This window comes from Pseudomonas fitomaticsae (genome assembly GCF_021018765.1).
GTDB lineage: Bacteria > Pseudomonadota > Gammaproteobacteria > Pseudomonadales > Pseudomonadaceae > Aquipseudomonas > Aquipseudomonas fitomaticsae.
In genome coordinates this window covers 4109373-4123526 of the sequence record NZ_CP075567.1, presented here as the reverse complement: position 1 = coordinate 4123526, position 14154 = coordinate 4109373, and the positions used below count along the sequence as shown (strand labels likewise).

Genomic DNA, 14154 nt, shown 5'->3' with positions numbered 1-14154 from the left:
ATCCAAATGCAATGGGCGGTGCATGAAGCGCCGTCCACTTTCCCACGAGTATTCAAGAGGACTCCCATGCGTCTTATCCGCATGTTGCTGCCGGTACTGGCTCTGACCACCCTCACGGCTCACGCCGATGACAAGGATGTGGCTCGCCTGACCCAATTGCTCGAAACATCCAAGACCCTGACTGCCAATTTTTCCCAGCTGACCCTCGACGGCAGTGGCACCCAGTTGCAGGAAACCACCGGCGACATGACCCTGCAGCGTCCGGGCCTTTTCTACTGGCACACCAATGCGCCCGCCGAGCAGACCATGGTGTCCGACGGCAAGAAAGTCACCCTGTGGGACCCGGACCTGGAACAGGCCACCATCAAGAAGCTCGATGAGCGTCTGACTCAGACCCCGGCCCTGTTGCTGTCCGGCGACGTATCGAAGATCAGCCAGAGCTTCGACATCAGCGCCAAAGAGGCGGGCGGCGTGATCGACTTCACCCTGAAGCCGAAAACCAAGGACACCCTGTTCGACAGCCTGCGCCTGTCGTTCCGCAACGGTCTGGTCAATGACATGCAACTGATCGACAGCGTCGGCCAGCGCACCAATATCCTGTTCACCGGGGTGAAGGCCAACGAAGCGGTCCCGGCCTCGAAGTTCAAGTTCGACATCCCGAAGGGTGCCGATGTGATCCAGGAATAAACACAGAGGTTTCAACGGTACGTGATGGATCTGTTTCGCAGTGCACCGATTGCCCAGCCACTGGCCGCCCGTTTGCGGGCGACCAATCTGGATGAGTACGTCGGTCAGGAACACGTGCTCGCTCGCGGCAAGCCTTTGCGCGAAGCGCTGGAGCAGGGTGCCCTGCATTCGATGATCTTCTGGGGGCCGCCGGGCGTGGGCAAGACCACGCTGGCGCGGTTGTTGGCGGAAGTCTCGGATGCGCACTTCGAAACGGTCTCGGCGGTGCTGGCCGGGGTCAAGGAGATCCGTCAGGCGGTGGAAATCGCCAAGCAGCAGGCCGGTCAGTACGGCAAGCGCACGATCCTGTTTGTCGATGAAGTGCACCGCTTCAACAAGTCTCAACAGGACGCCTTCCTGCCGTACGTTGAAGACGGCACGCTGATCTTCATTGGCGCCACCACCGAAAACCCTTCTTTTGAACTGAACAATGCATTGCTGTCGCGGGCGCGGGTCTACGTACTCAAGAGCCTCGACGAAGCGGCGTTGCGCAAACTGGTGCACCGCGCACTCACCGAAGAGCGTGGTCTGGGCAAGCGTCATCTGACCCTCAGCGATGAAGGCTTCCAGATGCTGCTGTCCGCCGCCGATGGCGATGGCCGGCGGTTGCTGAACCTGCTGGAAAACGCCTCGGACCTGGCCGAAGACAACAGTGAGATGGGCACCGAGCTGCTGCAGAGCCTGCTCGGCGACACTCGCCGGCGTTTCGACAAGGGCGGCGAAGCGTTCTACGACCAGATTTCTGCGTTGCACAAATCGGTGCGCGGCTCCAATCCGGACGGCGCGCTGTACTGGTTTGCGCGAATGATCGACGGCGGCTGCGATCCGCTGTACCTGGCCCGACGGGTGGTGCGCATGGCCAGCGAAGACATCGGCAATGCCGACCCCCGCGCCCTGAGCCTGTGCCTGGCGGCGTGGGAAGTGCAGGAGCGTCTCGGCAGTCCGGAAGGTGAGCTGGCAGTGGCTCAGGCCATCACCTATCTGGCGTGTGCGCCGAAAAGCAACGCGGTGTACATGGGCTTCAAGACCGCGCTGCGCGCCGCTGCCGAGCACGGATCGCTGGAAGTGCCGCTGCACCTGCGCAATGCGCCGACCAAATTGATGAAGCAATTGGGCTACGGCGACGAATACCGTTACGCCCACGACGAACCGGACGCCTACGCGGCCGGCGAAGACTATTTCCCGGAAGAACTCGACCCGATTCCGTTCTACCAACCGGTGCCCCGTGGCCTGGAGTTGAAGATCGGCGAAAAGCTCAACCACCTCGCCCAACTTGATCGTTTAAGCCCCCGGCAGCGGAGAAAATAGTGGTCCCATTGATCGTTGCAGTCTCCGTCGGCGGGATTGCCGGCACCTTGTTGCGCTTCGCCACCGGCAATTGGGTCAACGCCAATTGGCCGCGGCACTTCTATACCGCGACGCTGGCCGTTAATATCGTGGGCTGTCTGCTGATTGGCGTGTTGTACGGCCTGTTTTTGATACGCCCGGAAGTACCGATCGAGGTGCGTGCCGGGTTGATGGTCGGCTTCCTTGGGGGGCTGACGACTTTTTCATCCTTTTCACTGGATACGGTGCGCCTGCTGGAAAGCGGGCAAGTGCCGCTGGCCCTGGGCTATGCGGCCATCAGCGTATTCGGCGGGCTGCTCGCGACCTGGGCCGGCCTGTCCCTGACCAAACTTTGATAACGAGAAACCGACATGCTCGATTCCAAACTGTTACGTAGCAACCTTCAGGACGTAGCGGACCGCCTGGCTTCCCGTGGCTTTGCCCTGGATGTCGCGCGCATCGAAGCGCTGGAAGAACAGCGCAAGACCGTCCAGACCCGCACCGAAGCACTGCAGGCTGAGCGTAACGCGCGTTCCAAATCCATCGGTCAGGCCAAGCAGCGTGGCGAAGACATCGCGCCGCTGATGGCGGACGTCGAGCGCATGGCGGGCGAACTGAGTGCCGGTAAAGTCGAGCTGGACGCGATCCAGACCGAACTGGATTCGATCCTGCTGGGCATCCCGAACCTGCCGCACGAATCGGTTCCGGTCGGCGAAGACGAAGACGGCAACGTCGAAGTCCGCCGCTGGGGCACCCCGACGGCTTTCGATTTCCCGGTTCAGGACCACGTGGCCCTGGGCGAGAAATTCGGCTGGCTCGACTTCGAAACCGCCGCCAAGCTGTCCGGCGCACGTTTCGCCCTGCTGCGCGGCCCGATTGCCCGTCTGCACCGCGCACTGGCGCAGTTCATGATCAACCTGCACGTCACCGAGCACGGCTACGAAGAGGCTTACACGCCTTATCTGGTTCAGGCCCCGGCGCTGCAAGGCACCGGTCAACTGCCGAAGTTCGAAGAAGACCTGTTCAAGATCGCTCGCGAAGGCGAAGCCGATCTGTATCTGATCCCGACCGCCGAAGTATCGCTGACCAACATCGTGGCCGGTGAAATCGTCGATTCGAAACAACTGCCGATCAAGTTCGTTGCCCACACTCCATGCTTCCGCAGTGAAGCCGGTGCGTCGGGTCGTGACACTCGCGGCATGATCCGTCAGCACCAGTTCGACAAAGTTGAAATGGTGCAGATCGTCGAGCCGTCGAAGTCGATGGAAGCGCTGGAAGGCCTGACCGCCAACGCCGAGAAAGTCCTGCAACTGCTGGAGCTGCCTTACCGCACCCTGGCACTGTGCACCGGCGACATGGGCTTCAGCGCGGTCAAGACTTACGACCTGGAAGTGTGGATCCCGAGCCAGGAAAAATACCGCGAAATCTCGTCGTGCTCCAACTGCGGCGACTTCCAGGCCCGCCGCATGCAGGCGCGTTTCCGCAACCCGGAAACCGGCAAGCCTGAGCTGGTACACACCTTGAACGGTTCCGGCCTGGCGGTCGGTCGTACCCTGGTTGCCGTGCTGGAAAACTACCAGCAGGCCGACGGTTCGATCCGCGTGCCGGACGTGCTGAAGCCGTACATGGGTGGCCTTGAGGTCATCGGCTAAATGAAATATCTGCCGCTGTTTCACAACCTGCGCGGCAGTCGTGTGTTGGTCGTCGGTGGGGGGGAGATTGCCTTGCGCAAGTCCCGCCTGCTGGCCGATGCCGGTGCGCTGCTGCGGGTGGTCGCACCTGAAATTGAAGCGCAACTGCGCGAACTGGTTGCCGCCAGCGGTGGCGAATGCCTGCTGCGTGGCTACGCTGAAACGGATCTGGACGGTTGCGGGCTGATCATTGCCGCCACCGACGACGAGGCGTTGAACGCGCAAGTCTCCGCCGATGCCCATCGGCGTTGCGTACCGGTCAATGTGGTCGATGCGCCGGCGCTGTGCAGCGTGATCTTCCCAGCGATTGTCGATCGTTCACCGCTGATCATCGCGGTCTCCAGTGGCGGCGATGCGCCGGTGCTGGCCCGGCTGATCCGCGCCAAGATAGAAACCTGGATTCCCTCCACCTACGGCCATCTGGCCGGCCTGGCCGCGCGCTTTCGTGATCAGGTCAAAGGCCTGTTTCCCGATGTGCAGCAACGTCGCGGTTTTTGGGAAGACGTGTTCCAGGGACCGATTGCCGATCGCCAGTTGGCTGGGCAGGGTGCCGAGGCCGAGCGTCTGTTGCAGGCGAAAATCGACGGCGAAGCGAGCGTTACCACCGGCGAGGTGTATCTAGTGGGCGCTGGGCCGGGCGATCCGGATCTGCTGACCTTCCGCGCCTTGCGTCTGATGCAGCAAGCCGATGTGGTGCTGTACGACCGCTTGGTCGCTCCGGCGATTCTTGAGCTGTGCCGTCGTGATGCCGAGCGTGTCTACGTCGGCAAGCGTCGCGCCGATCACGCCGTGCCGCAGGATCAGATCAACCAGCAACTGGTGAATCTGGCCAAGGCCGGCAAGCGCGTGGTGCGGTTGAAGGGCGGGGATCCGTTCATCTTCGGCCGTGGCGGCGAAGAAATCGAGGAACTGGCGGCCCATGGCATTCCGTTCCAGGTGGTGCCGGGCATCACGGCGGCCAGCGGTTGCGCGGCGTATGCCGGGATTCCGCTGACTCATCGCGATTACGCGCAGTCGGTGCGTTTCGTCACTGGACACTTGAAGGACGGTTCCACCGATCTGCCGTGGGCCGACCTTGTCGCGCCGGCTCAGACGCTGGTGTTCTACATGGGGCTGGTGGGGTTGCCGATCATCTGCGAGCAGTTGATCAGGCATGGTCGTGCGGCCGAAACCCCGGCAGCGCTGATCCAGCAGGGCACCACGGTCAATCAGCGGGTCTTCACTGGCACGCTGGCCGACTTGCCGCGTCTGGTGGCGGAGCATGAAGTGCATGCGCCGACGCTGGTGATCGTCGGCGAAGTGGTGCAACTGCGCGAGAAGCTGGCGTGGTTCGAGGGCGCTCAGGGTCAGATCTGACGACTCTGAGGGGGATCGTTCCCACGCGGTGGGAACGATCCTGCTCTCAACCTCTGCGCCAAACCCCTTTCCCGCCCAACCGGTTCCGGTCATGGGCAACAGTGAAATCCTGCTCCGGCCCCTTCGGTACAACCCCCGTCGGGTTGATGGTCTTGTGGCTGCCGTAGTAGTGATGCTTGATGTGCTGGAAATCCACGGTCTCGGCAACGCCCGGCCACTGGTACATCTCACGCAGCCAGTTCGACAGGCTCGGATAATCGCTGATCCGCCGCAGATTGCATTTGAAGTGCCCGTGATACACCGCATCGAAACGAATCAGCGTGGTGAACAAGCGCACGTCCGCCTCGGTCAGGTATTCGCCCGTCAGATAACGGTTGGCACCCAGCACCTGCTCCAGATGATCCAGTTCGGCAAACACGTCATCGAACGCTTCTTCATAGGCATTTTGCGAAGTCGCAAACCCGGCGCGGTACACGCCGTTGTTCACGGCAGGGTAGATCCGCTCGTTCAGCGCATCGATCTCGCCGCGCAATGGCGCCGGGTAGAAGTCCAGATCGTTGCCGGTCAGGTCATCGAAGGCGCTGTTGAACATGCGGATGATCTCCGCCGATTCATTGCTGACGATGCGTTTTAGCTTCTTGTCCCACAGCACCGGCACGGTGACGCGCCCGGTGTAGTCGGCGGTGTCAGCGGTGTAGCGTTGGTGCATGAAATCGAAGTGGTCGAGTTTGTCGCCGGTCGAACCGAGGTTCTGATCGAAGGTCCAGCCGTTTTCCAGCATCAACCAACTGACGACCGAAACGTCGATCAGGCTTTCCAGGCCCTTGAGCTTGCGCAGGATCAGCGTGCGATGAGCCCACGGACAGGCGAGGGAGACATAAAGATGATAACGCCCGGCTTCGGCGGCAAAACCGCCTTCACCGCTCGGGCCCGGCTCGCCGTTGCGAGTGACCCAGTTGCGGCGCTGAGCCTGTTCGCGCTGGAACGCGCCGTCCTTGCTGCTTTCGTACCACTTGTCCTGCCAGCGGCCGTCGACGAGTAAACCCATGATCAAGACTCCAGAAACCAATATTCGTTGGAGCCGAGTCTATTCCGATGAGTTCGAACAAAAAGCGCAAAGATCGGGCGTTTATGATCGGTTAAATCGATTTATCCCGTGCGGCCCAGTATTGCTCGGCGGTTTCGAAAGCCTGTTCACGGCTCTGGCCGAGGCCGCGCAGCGCCAATGCCATGGTCGAAATCAGTGCCATCTGCGGATAGCTGTCGACCACATCGCCACGCCAGACGGCCTTCAAATGCTCGATATCCAGCGAAGAAGGTTTGACGTGACGCTGCGCTGACAACTGCGGCCATTCCTCGTCCCAGCTCTCGCCGCCGGTGGTGCCGTACAGATGACTGTCGGCATCCGGGTTGATCTCGATTTCGCCGCCGTCGCCTTTGATCACGATCGCCGTGTCGCCGAGCAGGCCGCTGGCATCGCGGTGCACCGCTTGATAGCCGGGGTGGAAAATACTCTGCAGGCCGCAACGTGCGCCCAGCGGATTGAGGATCCGCGCCAGCGAGTGGATCGGTGAACGCAGGCCGAGGGTGTTGCGCAGGTCGATCATCCGTTGCAGCTGCGGCGCCCAGTCCACCAGCGGCATGAACGCCAGGCCACCGTTATCCAGCGCTGCGCCGACCTGCTGCCAGTTGCGGCACAGCGGGATGTTCAGCTCACCGAGCAATTGTTCCGAGTACAAGCGCCCGGCGGTGTGGGCGCCACCACCGTGCATGAAGATGCGCACGCCGTTCTGCGCCAGGCACTTGGCGGCCAGCAGATACCACGGCAGGTGACGTTTTTTGCCGGCATAAGTCGGCCAGTCCAGATCGACGTCAAGCGCCGGCGCCTGCAAGCGTTCGCGCAGGGCTTCGGTGAAACCGGCCATTTCCTCGGCGCTCTCTTCCTTGTGCCGCAGCAACATCAGGAACGCGCCGAGCTGGGTTTCTTCGACCGCTTCATCGAGCACCATGCCCATGGCTTCCCGGGCTTCCTCGCGGGTCAGGTCACGGGCGCCGCGCTTGCCCTTGCCGAGGATGCGCACGAATTGGGCGAACGGGTGCTCGGCGGGCGTTTCGAGGGTCAGCGCTGGATAGTCGGTCATAGGCAATTCGTCGGTTTGGGCAGGCCCGCCAGTTTCGCGGCGAGTTTGGCAGGGGTGCCTTTGAACAGTCGGTTCAGGTGCAGGCTGTTGCCTTTCTCCGCGCCGAGCTTGAGTGCGGTGTACTTGATCAGCGGCCGGGTGGCCGGGGACAACTGGAATTCGGCATAGAAGCTGCGCAGCAGTTCGAGGACTTCCCAATGTTCCGGGCTCAGTTCGATGTCTTCGGCAGCGGCGAGGGCGCTGGCGACTTCGGCCGACCAGTCGTTGAGATCGACCAGGAAGCCGTCCTTGTCCAGTTCGATGGCGCGGGCGCCGACGGTCAGCGCATTCATAGCCAGCTGTTGACCTTGTCGTGGTGAATCGACAGCTCGACGAAGGCCGGATAATCGATGGCTTCGGCCCAGTCCGGAACCTGTACGGCACGGGCTTGCGCGTCTTCGGCCAGCACGAACAATTTCACCTTGCGGGATTCCAGCGCAATGAACGGCGCGGTGCCAGGTTGCAGCGCATAAACGGCATCGCCAGACAGCAACAATGCATCGGCAGAACCAAGCAGGCGCAGGCAACTGGTCAGGCGTTCGTCGCCAAACGGGGAATGGGACAACACATGCAAAGTCGACATCAGAGGGTGATCACCTGGTCGTAACGGTCAATGAGGGCGGTGATTTGCTCGGCGGCCAAGGGCTGCGCCTCGTCCAGCGAACGGTCGCCGAGGCCGCGAACACTGGCGCTGTCGGCGCAGTAGAACAACTCTTCCACGCCGAACATCGGCAGCGCTTGCAGGTTGGCGCTCAGGTCTTTCTGTTGCAGGGCCTTGGCGTTTTGCCCGGCGGCCAGTTGCAGCACGCCGTCGTCGAGAAACAGCAGACCGATCGGCAGATCGAAGGCGCCGCCGGCCAGCACGATGTCCAGCGCTTCGCGGGCGCCGGGGCCGGACCACGGCGATTGACGGCTGATAATCAGAAGGGACTTGGCCATGTCATGCGCCTCCGAAACAGATCAGGCGGTCGGCATCCTGCACCGCGTCATGCAACTGGCCGAGGCCGGACAATTCCCACGGCGCGCTGACAGCCACGGCATCACGCTGATAACGCCCGGCTTCCTCGGCATTCAACACGCCACGGCGCAGGGCCGCGGCGATGCACACCACGCCGTCGAGGTTTTGTTCGGTGATGAAGGTTCGCCACTGCTTGGGCAGGTCCAGTTCGTCCTGCGGCGTGACCACGGCGTCGGACGCGTTGTGGACACCGTCCTGATAGAAAAACAGCCGGACAATCTCATGCCCGCCGGCCAGCGCAGCCTGGGCGAACAGCAGGGCGCGGCGCGAGGAGGGCGCATGGGCGGCGGAAAACAGCGCAATGGCGAACTTCATGACGGACTCGATCAGCAAAACTGCGGCCATGATAAAGCTTTCTCGGCGGGGCGGCGAAGTGGATGTTTCCCTTGCCCGTCTCGATGCGATCAGGTGCCTGTCAGCGCGGCATATAGCCCAACTGCCAGCGTCGCGGGATTTTCAGGGTCAGCAAGCCCAGAACACCGGCAAACAGACCGCTCACCAGCATCGCCTTGAGTCCCAGATGATGCTCCAGCACCGCTCCCAGAATGGCTCCGACCAGCATCCCGCTCCAGGGCACCAGTTGCACCCGCCAGCCACTGCGCCGTTCGCCAAGCACCCAGCGCCCCAATCCACGGCCAAATCGGGACAAGGCGCCGGTGACGTACGTCAGCCCCACCGGCAGACCGTTCACCTCTTCCACCGCCGCGTTGAGCATACCCATCGCAATGATCGCCGCCAGCAGGGCCGGCAGTTGCGTGTCAAAGGGCCAGGCTGCCAAACAGAGCAGAGCGGCGATGGATAACAACAAGGGCAGCGCTCGCCGACCACCCAGCCGACTGACCACGACACCCAGGGCATTACCGGCAATGAACGTGGCGACCAGCAGGATCAGCCTTAATGTCAGTGCGCTGTCGCCATCACTGATCGCCACCGCCAGCCGCGTGGTGTTGCCGCTCATGAAGGAAACGAAATCGCCGCTGGCCATGAAGCCTATGGCATCAGTCATGCCGGCCAGTACCGACAGGCTGGCAACCAACGCCAGGCCCACACGGCCGCGCCATTTCTGTATGTGAAGATGTCCGGGGCTGGCGCGGTGGGTCGAAGTGGAAGGCAGCATCGAGGCAGCGTCCTTGAGTGGGGTTTACGGTTCTATGCCATACAGATCGCAATATTCCAGCCAGTCCATCCCGGCCATTTCCGCCACTTCGCGATGCACTTCCAGGCGTTGCGATCGATACTCCTCGGGTGTCGCGGCGGTGAGCTGCAACGTCAGCTCCCAGGCAAAGAGACCCTGGCTTTCGGCCTCGGCTTCGAAGGCTTCGTGCAGGCGTTCTTCGCGGTACTGCGCCTGGGTTTCGCCTTTGGCCTGGGCCAGCAGCGGGTTGAGGTGATCGAGGGCTTCGCGCAGCTCCGGGCGCGCATCGAGAAACAGTTTCAGGGCCTGTTCGTGTCGCTGGTCAGTAGGCGCCATGGGCTTTCCTTGTAAGGCTGATGACCGTTAATGTGCCGCAGCGGCCGGCATGTGTCGCGCTCTAAATGCAGTAAAGCAGAACGATTTTTGGTGTTGCGGTGATACAGTCCGCTTTTTTCCGAATGAGCGAATGCAATGCGAATGCTGATGGTGGCACTGGCGGCAACCCTGCTGGCCGGTTGCGCGGGTTCGGCGATGGAAGATGCCCGCACGCAAACCCCTTACAAGACCCTGAATTCGGACAAACCCGAAAAAGTCGTGGCCCAGTGCGTGCAGTTCGCCTGGCAGGACGAAGCGGTGTTCGGCGTGGACGCGGCGGCGTATCTGCAACCGGGCAAGAAAGGTGGTTCGACGGTTTATACGCGCTCGGCGGAGTCCTTTGTCGACTTGACCACGGATGCGTCCGGCACGGTTTTGAATTACTACGCGCAGAAGGATGATTTTGTCGCCAAGCGCCGCTTGGCGGCGCTGGCGACCTGTCTGTAACGGGCGGCTGAATGCGTTGAAATTTGAGACCCTCGCCAGCCTGCGGGCGAGGGTCGCTGAACTCACTCAATCAAGCGCTTCTGGAAGAAATGCCGCTTGTGCCCCAGCGGATAATCCACAATCTCGCCACACTCGGTATACCCCAGTTTTTTGTAGAACCCGGGCGCCTGAAAATCAAACGTATCGAGCCAGATCCCCACGCAGTCTTTTTCCCGGGCGAATGCCTCGACCATGTTCATCAGCTTCGAGCCGATGCCCTGTCCCCGGCCTTCCTCCGGCACCGCCAGCAACTCGATAAACAGCCACCGATAGAACGTGTGCCCATAGAGGCCGCCGAGAATCGCGTCGTTATCGTCGCGCACCAGCAACGCGACCGGTTCGTATAGCGAAGGCCCGGCTTTGGCGATGTTATGGGCACGCAGGGGCGCCAGGATGGCTGCGCGCTGTTCTTCGGTGGGGTCCTGTGACAGCTCGATCCGCAACGTCATGTTGTCTTCCTTGTAGTAATGAATTGGCAGCCTATCGCGCCGCAGCCGATTGAAGCAATCGCTTGGAACCGTCGCAGCCGCTCCGGGGTCTAGCCCTTTAGGGCGTCCATCCGGAACGCGTTTGCCTGGGAGATTCCATGAACATTTTCGAAGCCCTGCGTGAAAGCCACGATCGTCAACGGACTTACGCGAAATCGTTGATCAAGACCAGCGGTGACACCCCGGAAAGGGTCGAGGCCTACAAGCAACTCAAGGCTGAGCTTCAGGCCCACGAAACGGCTGAAGAACGCCACTTCTACATCCCGCTGATGGAGTTCGACAACGGTGTCGACCTCAGTCGGCATGCCATCGCCGAACACCATGAAATGGACGAAATGATGGAAGAACTCGACGAGACCGAGATGTCCAGTCCGGTCTGGCTGGCCACGGCGAAAAAGCTCTCGGAGAAGGTCCATCACCACCTGCAGGAAGAAGAGCAGAAGTTCTTCCAGATGGCCGGCAAGCTGCTCGACGACAAGCAAAAGGAACAGCTCGCCGGGCAGTATCAAAAGGAGTTCAAGGCGCAGCTTCCCTGAACCGCTGAATGCAGGTTTTTGTAATTGCGCGGTGTAGGCTTTTTGCCATGCGTCGGGTGAGCGTCGTCGTAATGCACTGTGTTTATATACAGTATTTTCGGCGTTTTTCGAGTTTCGCCAAGGCAGACTGCGACAAAACCGCCGATGGACAAAAAATCCCCCTCCGTTAGCTTGAAGGCCTCTCCTCGGACAGGAGAGTTCTTAAATCAACGGAGTGAAAAACATGAACCAACCACAAGCTCAAACCCAACTGCGACACGGTCGCGTCATTTCTCCTGCAAGCCGCGGCGCGGTGGCCATCGAGCAAGGATTGCTCGGCGGCTGGCAGATCAATGAAATGGAAGGCGGCAAGAACTTCCCGGCACTCGCGGCCGGTCCGTTCCCGGCACCGTTCGAAAGCGACAACCCGAGCGTCGTACCGCCGGCTGACGGCTATATTCTCAGTGGCGGCAAGAACGACGCACGTGACTGTGTGAACTTCACCGCAGAAGAAATGAGCAAGAAACTCGGGCGTCCATTCTCCTGGCCGCTGCTCAATGTCACCTCCGGCCAGACCCTTGAGGTCAAATGGGAGTACACCGCGCCGCACACCACCCGCGGTTATCGCTGGCTGATCACCAAGGATGGCTGGGACCCGAAACAACGCATCACCCGAGCGCAACTGGAAGCGCAACCGTTCGCCGAGGATTTCTATCCGCAAGTGCCGTACTACAGTCATTCGGCGGAATTGAAAGCCAAGGTCAACCACGCCGTGAAACTTCCGGGCAACAAGCAGGGTCATCACGTCATCGTCCTGATGTGGATCGTCGCCAACACCGGCAACGCCTTCTATCAGGCCTTCGATGTGGACTTCAAATAAGCCCGCAACGTCAAACCCACACGTTCTGAAGGATTAGAACATGTCAAACATCGACTTCACCCTATTGAAAAACCAGGCCAGCGACGCGGCGTCGCTGATGCCGAGCCTTGCCGGCAAGAAGATCCTCATGGGCTTCTGGCACAACTGGCCGGCCGGCCCGAGCGATGGTTACCAGCGCGGCCAGTTCGCCAACATCGCGCTGGAAAACGTACCGAGGGAATACAACGTGGTCGCGGTGGCCTTCATGAAGGGCAGCGGGATACCGACCTTCAAACCGTTCAACGTTTCCGATGCGGAGTTCCGCCGTCAGGTCGGCGTGCTCAACAGTCAGGGGCGGGCCGTGCTGATTTCCCTGGGCGGTGCCGATGCGCACATCGAGTTGCGCGCCGGTCAGGAGCAACCGCTGGCCAATGAAATCATCCGTCTGGTGGAAACCTACGGTTTCGACGGGCTGGACATCGATCTTGAACAGAGCGCGATTGATTTCGCTGCCAACAAGACCGTCCTGCCGGCCGCGCTGAAACTGGTCAAGGATCACTACGCCGGCCAGGGCAAACATTTCATCATCAGCATGGCACCGGAGTTTCCGTACCTGACCACCTCCGGCAAATACGTCGGTTACCTGCAGGCGCTGGAAGGCTACTACGACTTCATCGCACCGCAGTTCTACAACCAGGGCGGCGACGGGGTCTGGGTGCCGGAAGCCAATAACGGCAATGGGGCGTGGATTGCCCAGAACAACGACGCGATGAAAGAGGATTTCCTGTATTACCTGACCGAGAGTTTGGTGACCGGTACTCGCGGTTTCACGAAGATCCCGGCGGACAAGTTCGTCATCGGCCTGCCATCCAATGTCGATGCCGCTGCCACTGGTTACGTGATCGACAAAACCGTGGTCGGCAACGCGATGAAACGCCTGGCGGTCAAAGGGCATCCGATCAAGGGCCTGATGACTTGGTCGGTGAACTGGGACAACGGCACCAGCAAGGATCGCGTGCCGTACAACTGGGAGTTCAGTCGGCGTTATGGACCGCTGATTCATGGGGTGTCGTCTGCGGCGCAGAGCACTGATGCAGCAACGATGAACGTGGCTCATCAGTAGGCAATGAAGGAAAAGCCCGGTAGCGCTGCCGGGCTTTTTTTGTATTTTCGATAGGTAGAATGAGGCGCGATAGTCACTAAGGAATAGATTTCGGTGCTATAGGGATTTTAACCATGTCAGATAAAAATCTTTCTGTTCTAGATAGCTGTTTGTAATATTTTTATCATCGAAATCAAATATGTAAACGGTTTGATCACCGTGTTTGCCTAATTCCAATTCATAGGCAACAAGGCCGCTGCTCATCTGAGAGCTCATTCTTGACGGGTATACGTTTCTTTTTGCACCCTTGCACAGGAATTCAACGTCCGGATTTGCGTGCCTTGCCTGCGCTAGGCACAAGAATAAATCGTGGTCGTGGTAAACCTGGGTTGCGCCGTTTTTTCTGGTTAATGCAAGTGCTCGTTGGCGCCGGCACACAGCAATTTCTGCAGTTTCAATGATGGCTTCTGATTTTAATGAGATGTGAAGAGTTTTCATTGTGCCTGTTTCTTTAAGGAATCTATCCACTTCTTGTAAAAAGCTTGTTGATCTTTGAGGTTTGTCGATAGATCGCTTTCTTCGTAATCAAATATTTGTACGATGTCATTAAATGTGGCCGGTTTGCCTAATGTTAGTTCATAAGCGACTGCGCCCCCGCTCATTTGTGAGCACATTCTGGATGGCGTTACATTGATTTTTGCTCCCTTGCATAGAAAGACTATATCTGGAAAATCGTTTCTTATTTTTGCCAAGCATAGGTAAAGGTCGTCCGCCTCATACATTTTTTTGAAGCCGTTTTTCATGGCGAACTTGATTGTGCCTTTCTTGGAGTCGTACTTGATAGTCGCCTCTTCCCTCACACCACTGATGAGTAGTGAAATGTTTTTATGCTCCATT

General features: G+C 59.8%; 19 protein-coding genes and 1 pseudogene. 9 read left to right on the top strand and 11 right to left on the bottom strand.

Annotated features, from left to right (window positions below):
* The first annotated feature begins 66 nt into the window (after nucleotides 1-66).
* From lolA to cysG, 5 genes are read left to right on the top strand one after another with little or no spacing between them, the layout of a single operon-like run.
* Nucleotides 67-687, top strand: coding sequence for an outer membrane lipoprotein chaperone LolA (gene lolA, locus KJY40_RS18550; protein ID WP_007958184.1), 621 nt, complete (start codon nucleotides 67-69; stop codon nucleotides 685-687).
* Nucleotides 688-711: 24 nt separating this feature from the next.
* The gene (locus KJY40_RS18545; RefSeq protein ID WP_007958186.1) at nucleotides 712-2034 is read left to right on the top strand and encodes a replication-associated recombination protein A; all 1323 of its coding nucleotides are present in this window, start codon (nucleotides 712-714) and stop codon (nucleotides 2032-2034) included.
* Complete coding sequence (gene crcB, locus KJY40_RS18540; protein ID WP_007958188.1) at nucleotides 2034-2408, top strand: fluoride efflux transporter CrcB; 375 nt, start codon at nucleotides 2034-2036, stop codon at nucleotides 2406-2408. The genes KJY40_RS18545 and crcB overlap by 1 nt, the downstream gene beginning before the upstream one ends.
* A 15-nt stretch (nucleotides 2409-2423) precedes the next feature.
* The gene (serS, locus tag KJY40_RS18535; RefSeq protein WP_230731659.1) at nucleotides 2424-3704 is read left to right on the top strand and encodes a serine--tRNA ligase; all 1281 of its coding nucleotides are present in this window, start codon (nucleotides 2424-2426) and stop codon (nucleotides 3702-3704) included.
* Nucleotides 3705-5099, top strand: coding sequence for a siroheme synthase CysG (gene cysG, locus KJY40_RS18530; RefSeq protein ID WP_230731656.1), 1395 nt, complete (start codon nucleotides 3705-3707; stop codon nucleotides 5097-5099).
* Between the two features lie 46 nt (nucleotides 5100-5145).
* Here the strand turns inward: cysG and KJY40_RS18525 are convergent, their stop codons facing one another.
* The 8 genes from KJY40_RS18525 to KJY40_RS18490 form a co-directional block, all read right to left on the bottom strand.
* Nucleotides 5146-6147 (bottom strand): glutathione S-transferase family protein, encoded by a 1002-nt coding sequence (locus KJY40_RS18525; RefSeq protein ID WP_230731655.1) that lies wholly within the window; start codon nucleotides 6145-6147, stop codon nucleotides 5146-5148.
* Between the two features lie 91 nt (nucleotides 6148-6238).
* Nucleotides 6239-7240 (bottom strand): glycosyl transferase family protein, encoded by a 1002-nt coding sequence (locus tag KJY40_RS18520; protein WP_230731652.1) that lies wholly within the window; start codon nucleotides 7238-7240, stop codon nucleotides 6239-6241.
* The gene (locus tag KJY40_RS18515; protein WP_007958196.1) at nucleotides 7237-7572 is read right to left on the bottom strand and encodes a TusE/DsrC/DsvC family sulfur relay protein; all 336 of its coding nucleotides are present in this window, start codon (nucleotides 7570-7572) and stop codon (nucleotides 7237-7239) included. Before KJY40_RS18515 ends, KJY40_RS18520 begins: the two co-directional genes overlap by 4 nt.
* Entirely contained in the window at nucleotides 7569-7862 is a 294-nt protein-coding gene (tusB, locus tag KJY40_RS18510; RefSeq protein ID WP_230731650.1) for a sulfurtransferase complex subunit TusB, read from the bottom strand. Before tusB ends, KJY40_RS18515 begins: the two co-directional genes overlap by 4 nt.
* Nucleotides 7862-8218 (bottom strand): sulfurtransferase complex subunit TusC, encoded by a 357-nt coding sequence (tusC, locus tag KJY40_RS18505; protein ID WP_039767393.1) that lies wholly within the window; start codon nucleotides 8216-8218, stop codon nucleotides 7862-7864. Before tusC ends, tusB begins: the two co-directional genes overlap by 1 nt.
* A 1-nt stretch (nucleotide 8219) precedes the next feature.
* Complete coding sequence (tusD, locus tag KJY40_RS18500) at nucleotides 8220-8612, bottom strand: sulfurtransferase complex subunit TusD (protein ID WP_085699276.1); 393 nt, start codon at nucleotides 8610-8612, stop codon at nucleotides 8220-8222.
* 100 nt (nucleotides 8613-8712) lie between these two features.
* Nucleotides 8713-9414: a YoaK family protein gene (locus KJY40_RS18495; RefSeq protein ID WP_230731648.1), complete on the bottom strand. Its 702-nt coding sequence runs from the start codon at nucleotides 9412-9414 to the stop codon at nucleotides 8713-8715.
* Between the two features lie 24 nt (nucleotides 9415-9438).
* Nucleotides 9439-9768: a DUF6388 family protein gene (locus tag KJY40_RS18490; protein WP_230731646.1), complete on the bottom strand. Its 330-nt coding sequence runs from the start codon at nucleotides 9766-9768 to the stop codon at nucleotides 9439-9441.
* 135 nt (nucleotides 9769-9903) lie between these two features.
* Between KJY40_RS18490 and KJY40_RS18485 the strand changes: the two genes are divergently transcribed.
* Nucleotides 9904-10254 carry a hypothetical protein gene (locus KJY40_RS18485; RefSeq protein WP_007958217.1) on the top strand — a complete coding sequence of 117 codons (351 nt, stop codon included), beginning with the start codon at nucleotides 9904-9906 and terminating at the stop codon, nucleotides 10252-10254.
* 62 nt (nucleotides 10255-10316) lie between these two features.
* On the opposite strand, the gene KJY40_RS18480 is transcribed toward KJY40_RS18485, so the two are convergent.
* Nucleotides 10317-10742, bottom strand: coding sequence for a GNAT family N-acetyltransferase (locus KJY40_RS18480; RefSeq protein ID WP_230731644.1), 426 nt, complete (start codon nucleotides 10740-10742; stop codon nucleotides 10317-10319).
* 137 nt (nucleotides 10743-10879) lie between these two features.
* Between KJY40_RS18480 and KJY40_RS18475 the strand changes: the two genes are divergently transcribed.
* The 3 genes and pseudogenes from KJY40_RS18475 to KJY40_RS18465 form a co-directional block, all read left to right on the top strand.
* Complete coding sequence (locus KJY40_RS18475; RefSeq protein WP_230731642.1) at nucleotides 10880-11317, top strand: hemerythrin domain-containing protein; 438 nt, start codon at nucleotides 10880-10882, stop codon at nucleotides 11315-11317.
* 223 nt (nucleotides 11318-11540) lie between these two features.
* Entirely contained in the window at nucleotides 11541-12176 is a 636-nt protein-coding gene (locus tag KJY40_RS18470; protein ID WP_230731640.1) for a lytic polysaccharide monooxygenase auxiliary activity family 9 protein, read from the top strand.
* A 40-nt stretch (nucleotides 12177-12216) separates the two neighbouring features.
* Nucleotides 12217-13218: pseudogene (locus KJY40_RS18465) on the top strand (chitinase); the annotation flags it as partial.
* 156 nt (nucleotides 13219-13374) lie between these two features.
* Here KJY40_RS18465 and KJY40_RS18460 read toward each other — a convergent pair.
* Both KJY40_RS18460 and KJY40_RS18455 read right to left on the bottom strand, forming a co-directional pair.
* Nucleotides 13375-13755: a hypothetical protein gene (locus tag KJY40_RS18460; protein ID WP_230731639.1), complete on the bottom strand. Its 381-nt coding sequence runs from the start codon at nucleotides 13753-13755 to the stop codon at nucleotides 13375-13377.
* Nucleotides 13752-14153: a hypothetical protein gene (locus KJY40_RS18455; protein WP_230731636.1), complete on the bottom strand. Its 402-nt coding sequence runs from the start codon at nucleotides 14151-14153 to the stop codon at nucleotides 13752-13754. Before KJY40_RS18455 ends, KJY40_RS18460 begins: the two co-directional genes overlap by 4 nt.
* Between the last annotated feature and the right edge of the window lies 1 nt (nucleotide 14154).

Coding starts and splice junctions, on each gene's coding strand:
- KJY40_RS18480 (WP_230731644.1), bottom strand. CDS start 10,742: ATGACGTTGCGGATCGAGCTGTCACAGGACCCCACCGAAGAACAGCGC.
- KJY40_RS18545 (WP_007958186.1), top strand. CDS start 712: ATGGATCTGTTTCGCAGTGCACCGATTGCCCAGCCACTGGCCGCCCGT.
- KJY40_RS18520 (WP_230731652.1), bottom strand. CDS start 7,240: ATGACCGACTATCCAGCGCTGACCCTCGAAACGCCCGCCGAGCACCCG.
- serS (WP_230731659.1), top strand. CDS start 2,424: ATGCTCGATTCCAAACTGTTACGTAGCAACCTTCAGGACGTAGCGGAC.
- tusB (WP_230731650.1), bottom strand. CDS start 7,862: ATGTCGACTTTGCATGTGTTGTCCCATTCCCCGTTTGGCGACGAACGC.
- KJY40_RS18515 (WP_007958196.1), bottom strand. CDS start 7,572: ATGAATGCGCTGACCGTCGGCGCCCGCGCCATCGAACTGGACAAGGAC.
- tusD (WP_085699276.1), bottom strand. CDS start 8,612: ATGAAGTTCGCCATTGCGCTGTTTTCCGCCGCCCATGCGCCCTCCTCG.
- KJY40_RS18460 (WP_230731639.1), bottom strand. CDS start 13,755: ATGAAAACTCTTCACATCTCATTAAAATCAGAAGCCATCATTGAAACT.
- KJY40_RS18475 (WP_230731642.1), top strand. CDS start 10,880: ATGAACATTTTCGAAGCCCTGCGTGAAAGCCACGATCGTCAACGGACT.
- KJY40_RS18470 (WP_230731640.1), top strand. CDS start 11,541: ATGAACCAACCACAAGCTCAAACCCAACTGCGACACGGTCGCGTCATT.
- tusC (WP_039767393.1), bottom strand. CDS start 8,218: ATGGCCAAGTCCCTTCTGATTATCAGCCGTCAATCGCCGTGGTCCGGC.
- cysG (WP_230731656.1), top strand. CDS start 3,705: ATGAAATATCTGCCGCTGTTTCACAACCTGCGCGGCAGTCGTGTGTTG.
- KJY40_RS18525 (WP_230731655.1), bottom strand. CDS start 6,147: ATGGGTTTACTCGTCGACGGCCGCTGGCAGGACAAGTGGTACGAAAGC.
- lolA (WP_007958184.1), top strand. CDS start 67: ATGCGTCTTATCCGCATGTTGCTGCCGGTACTGGCTCTGACCACCCTC.
- KJY40_RS18495 (WP_230731648.1), bottom strand. CDS start 9,414: ATGCTGCCTTCCACTTCGACCCACCGCGCCAGCCCCGGACATCTTCAC.
- KJY40_RS18455 (WP_230731636.1), bottom strand. CDS start 14,153: ATGGAGCATAAAAACATTTCACTACTCATCAGTGGTGTGAGGGAAGAG.
- KJY40_RS18490 (WP_230731646.1), bottom strand. CDS start 9,768: ATGGCGCCTACTGACCAGCGACACGAACAGGCCCTGAAACTGTTTCTC.
- KJY40_RS18485 (WP_007958217.1), top strand. CDS start 9,904: ATGCGAATGCTGATGGTGGCACTGGCGGCAACCCTGCTGGCCGGTTGC.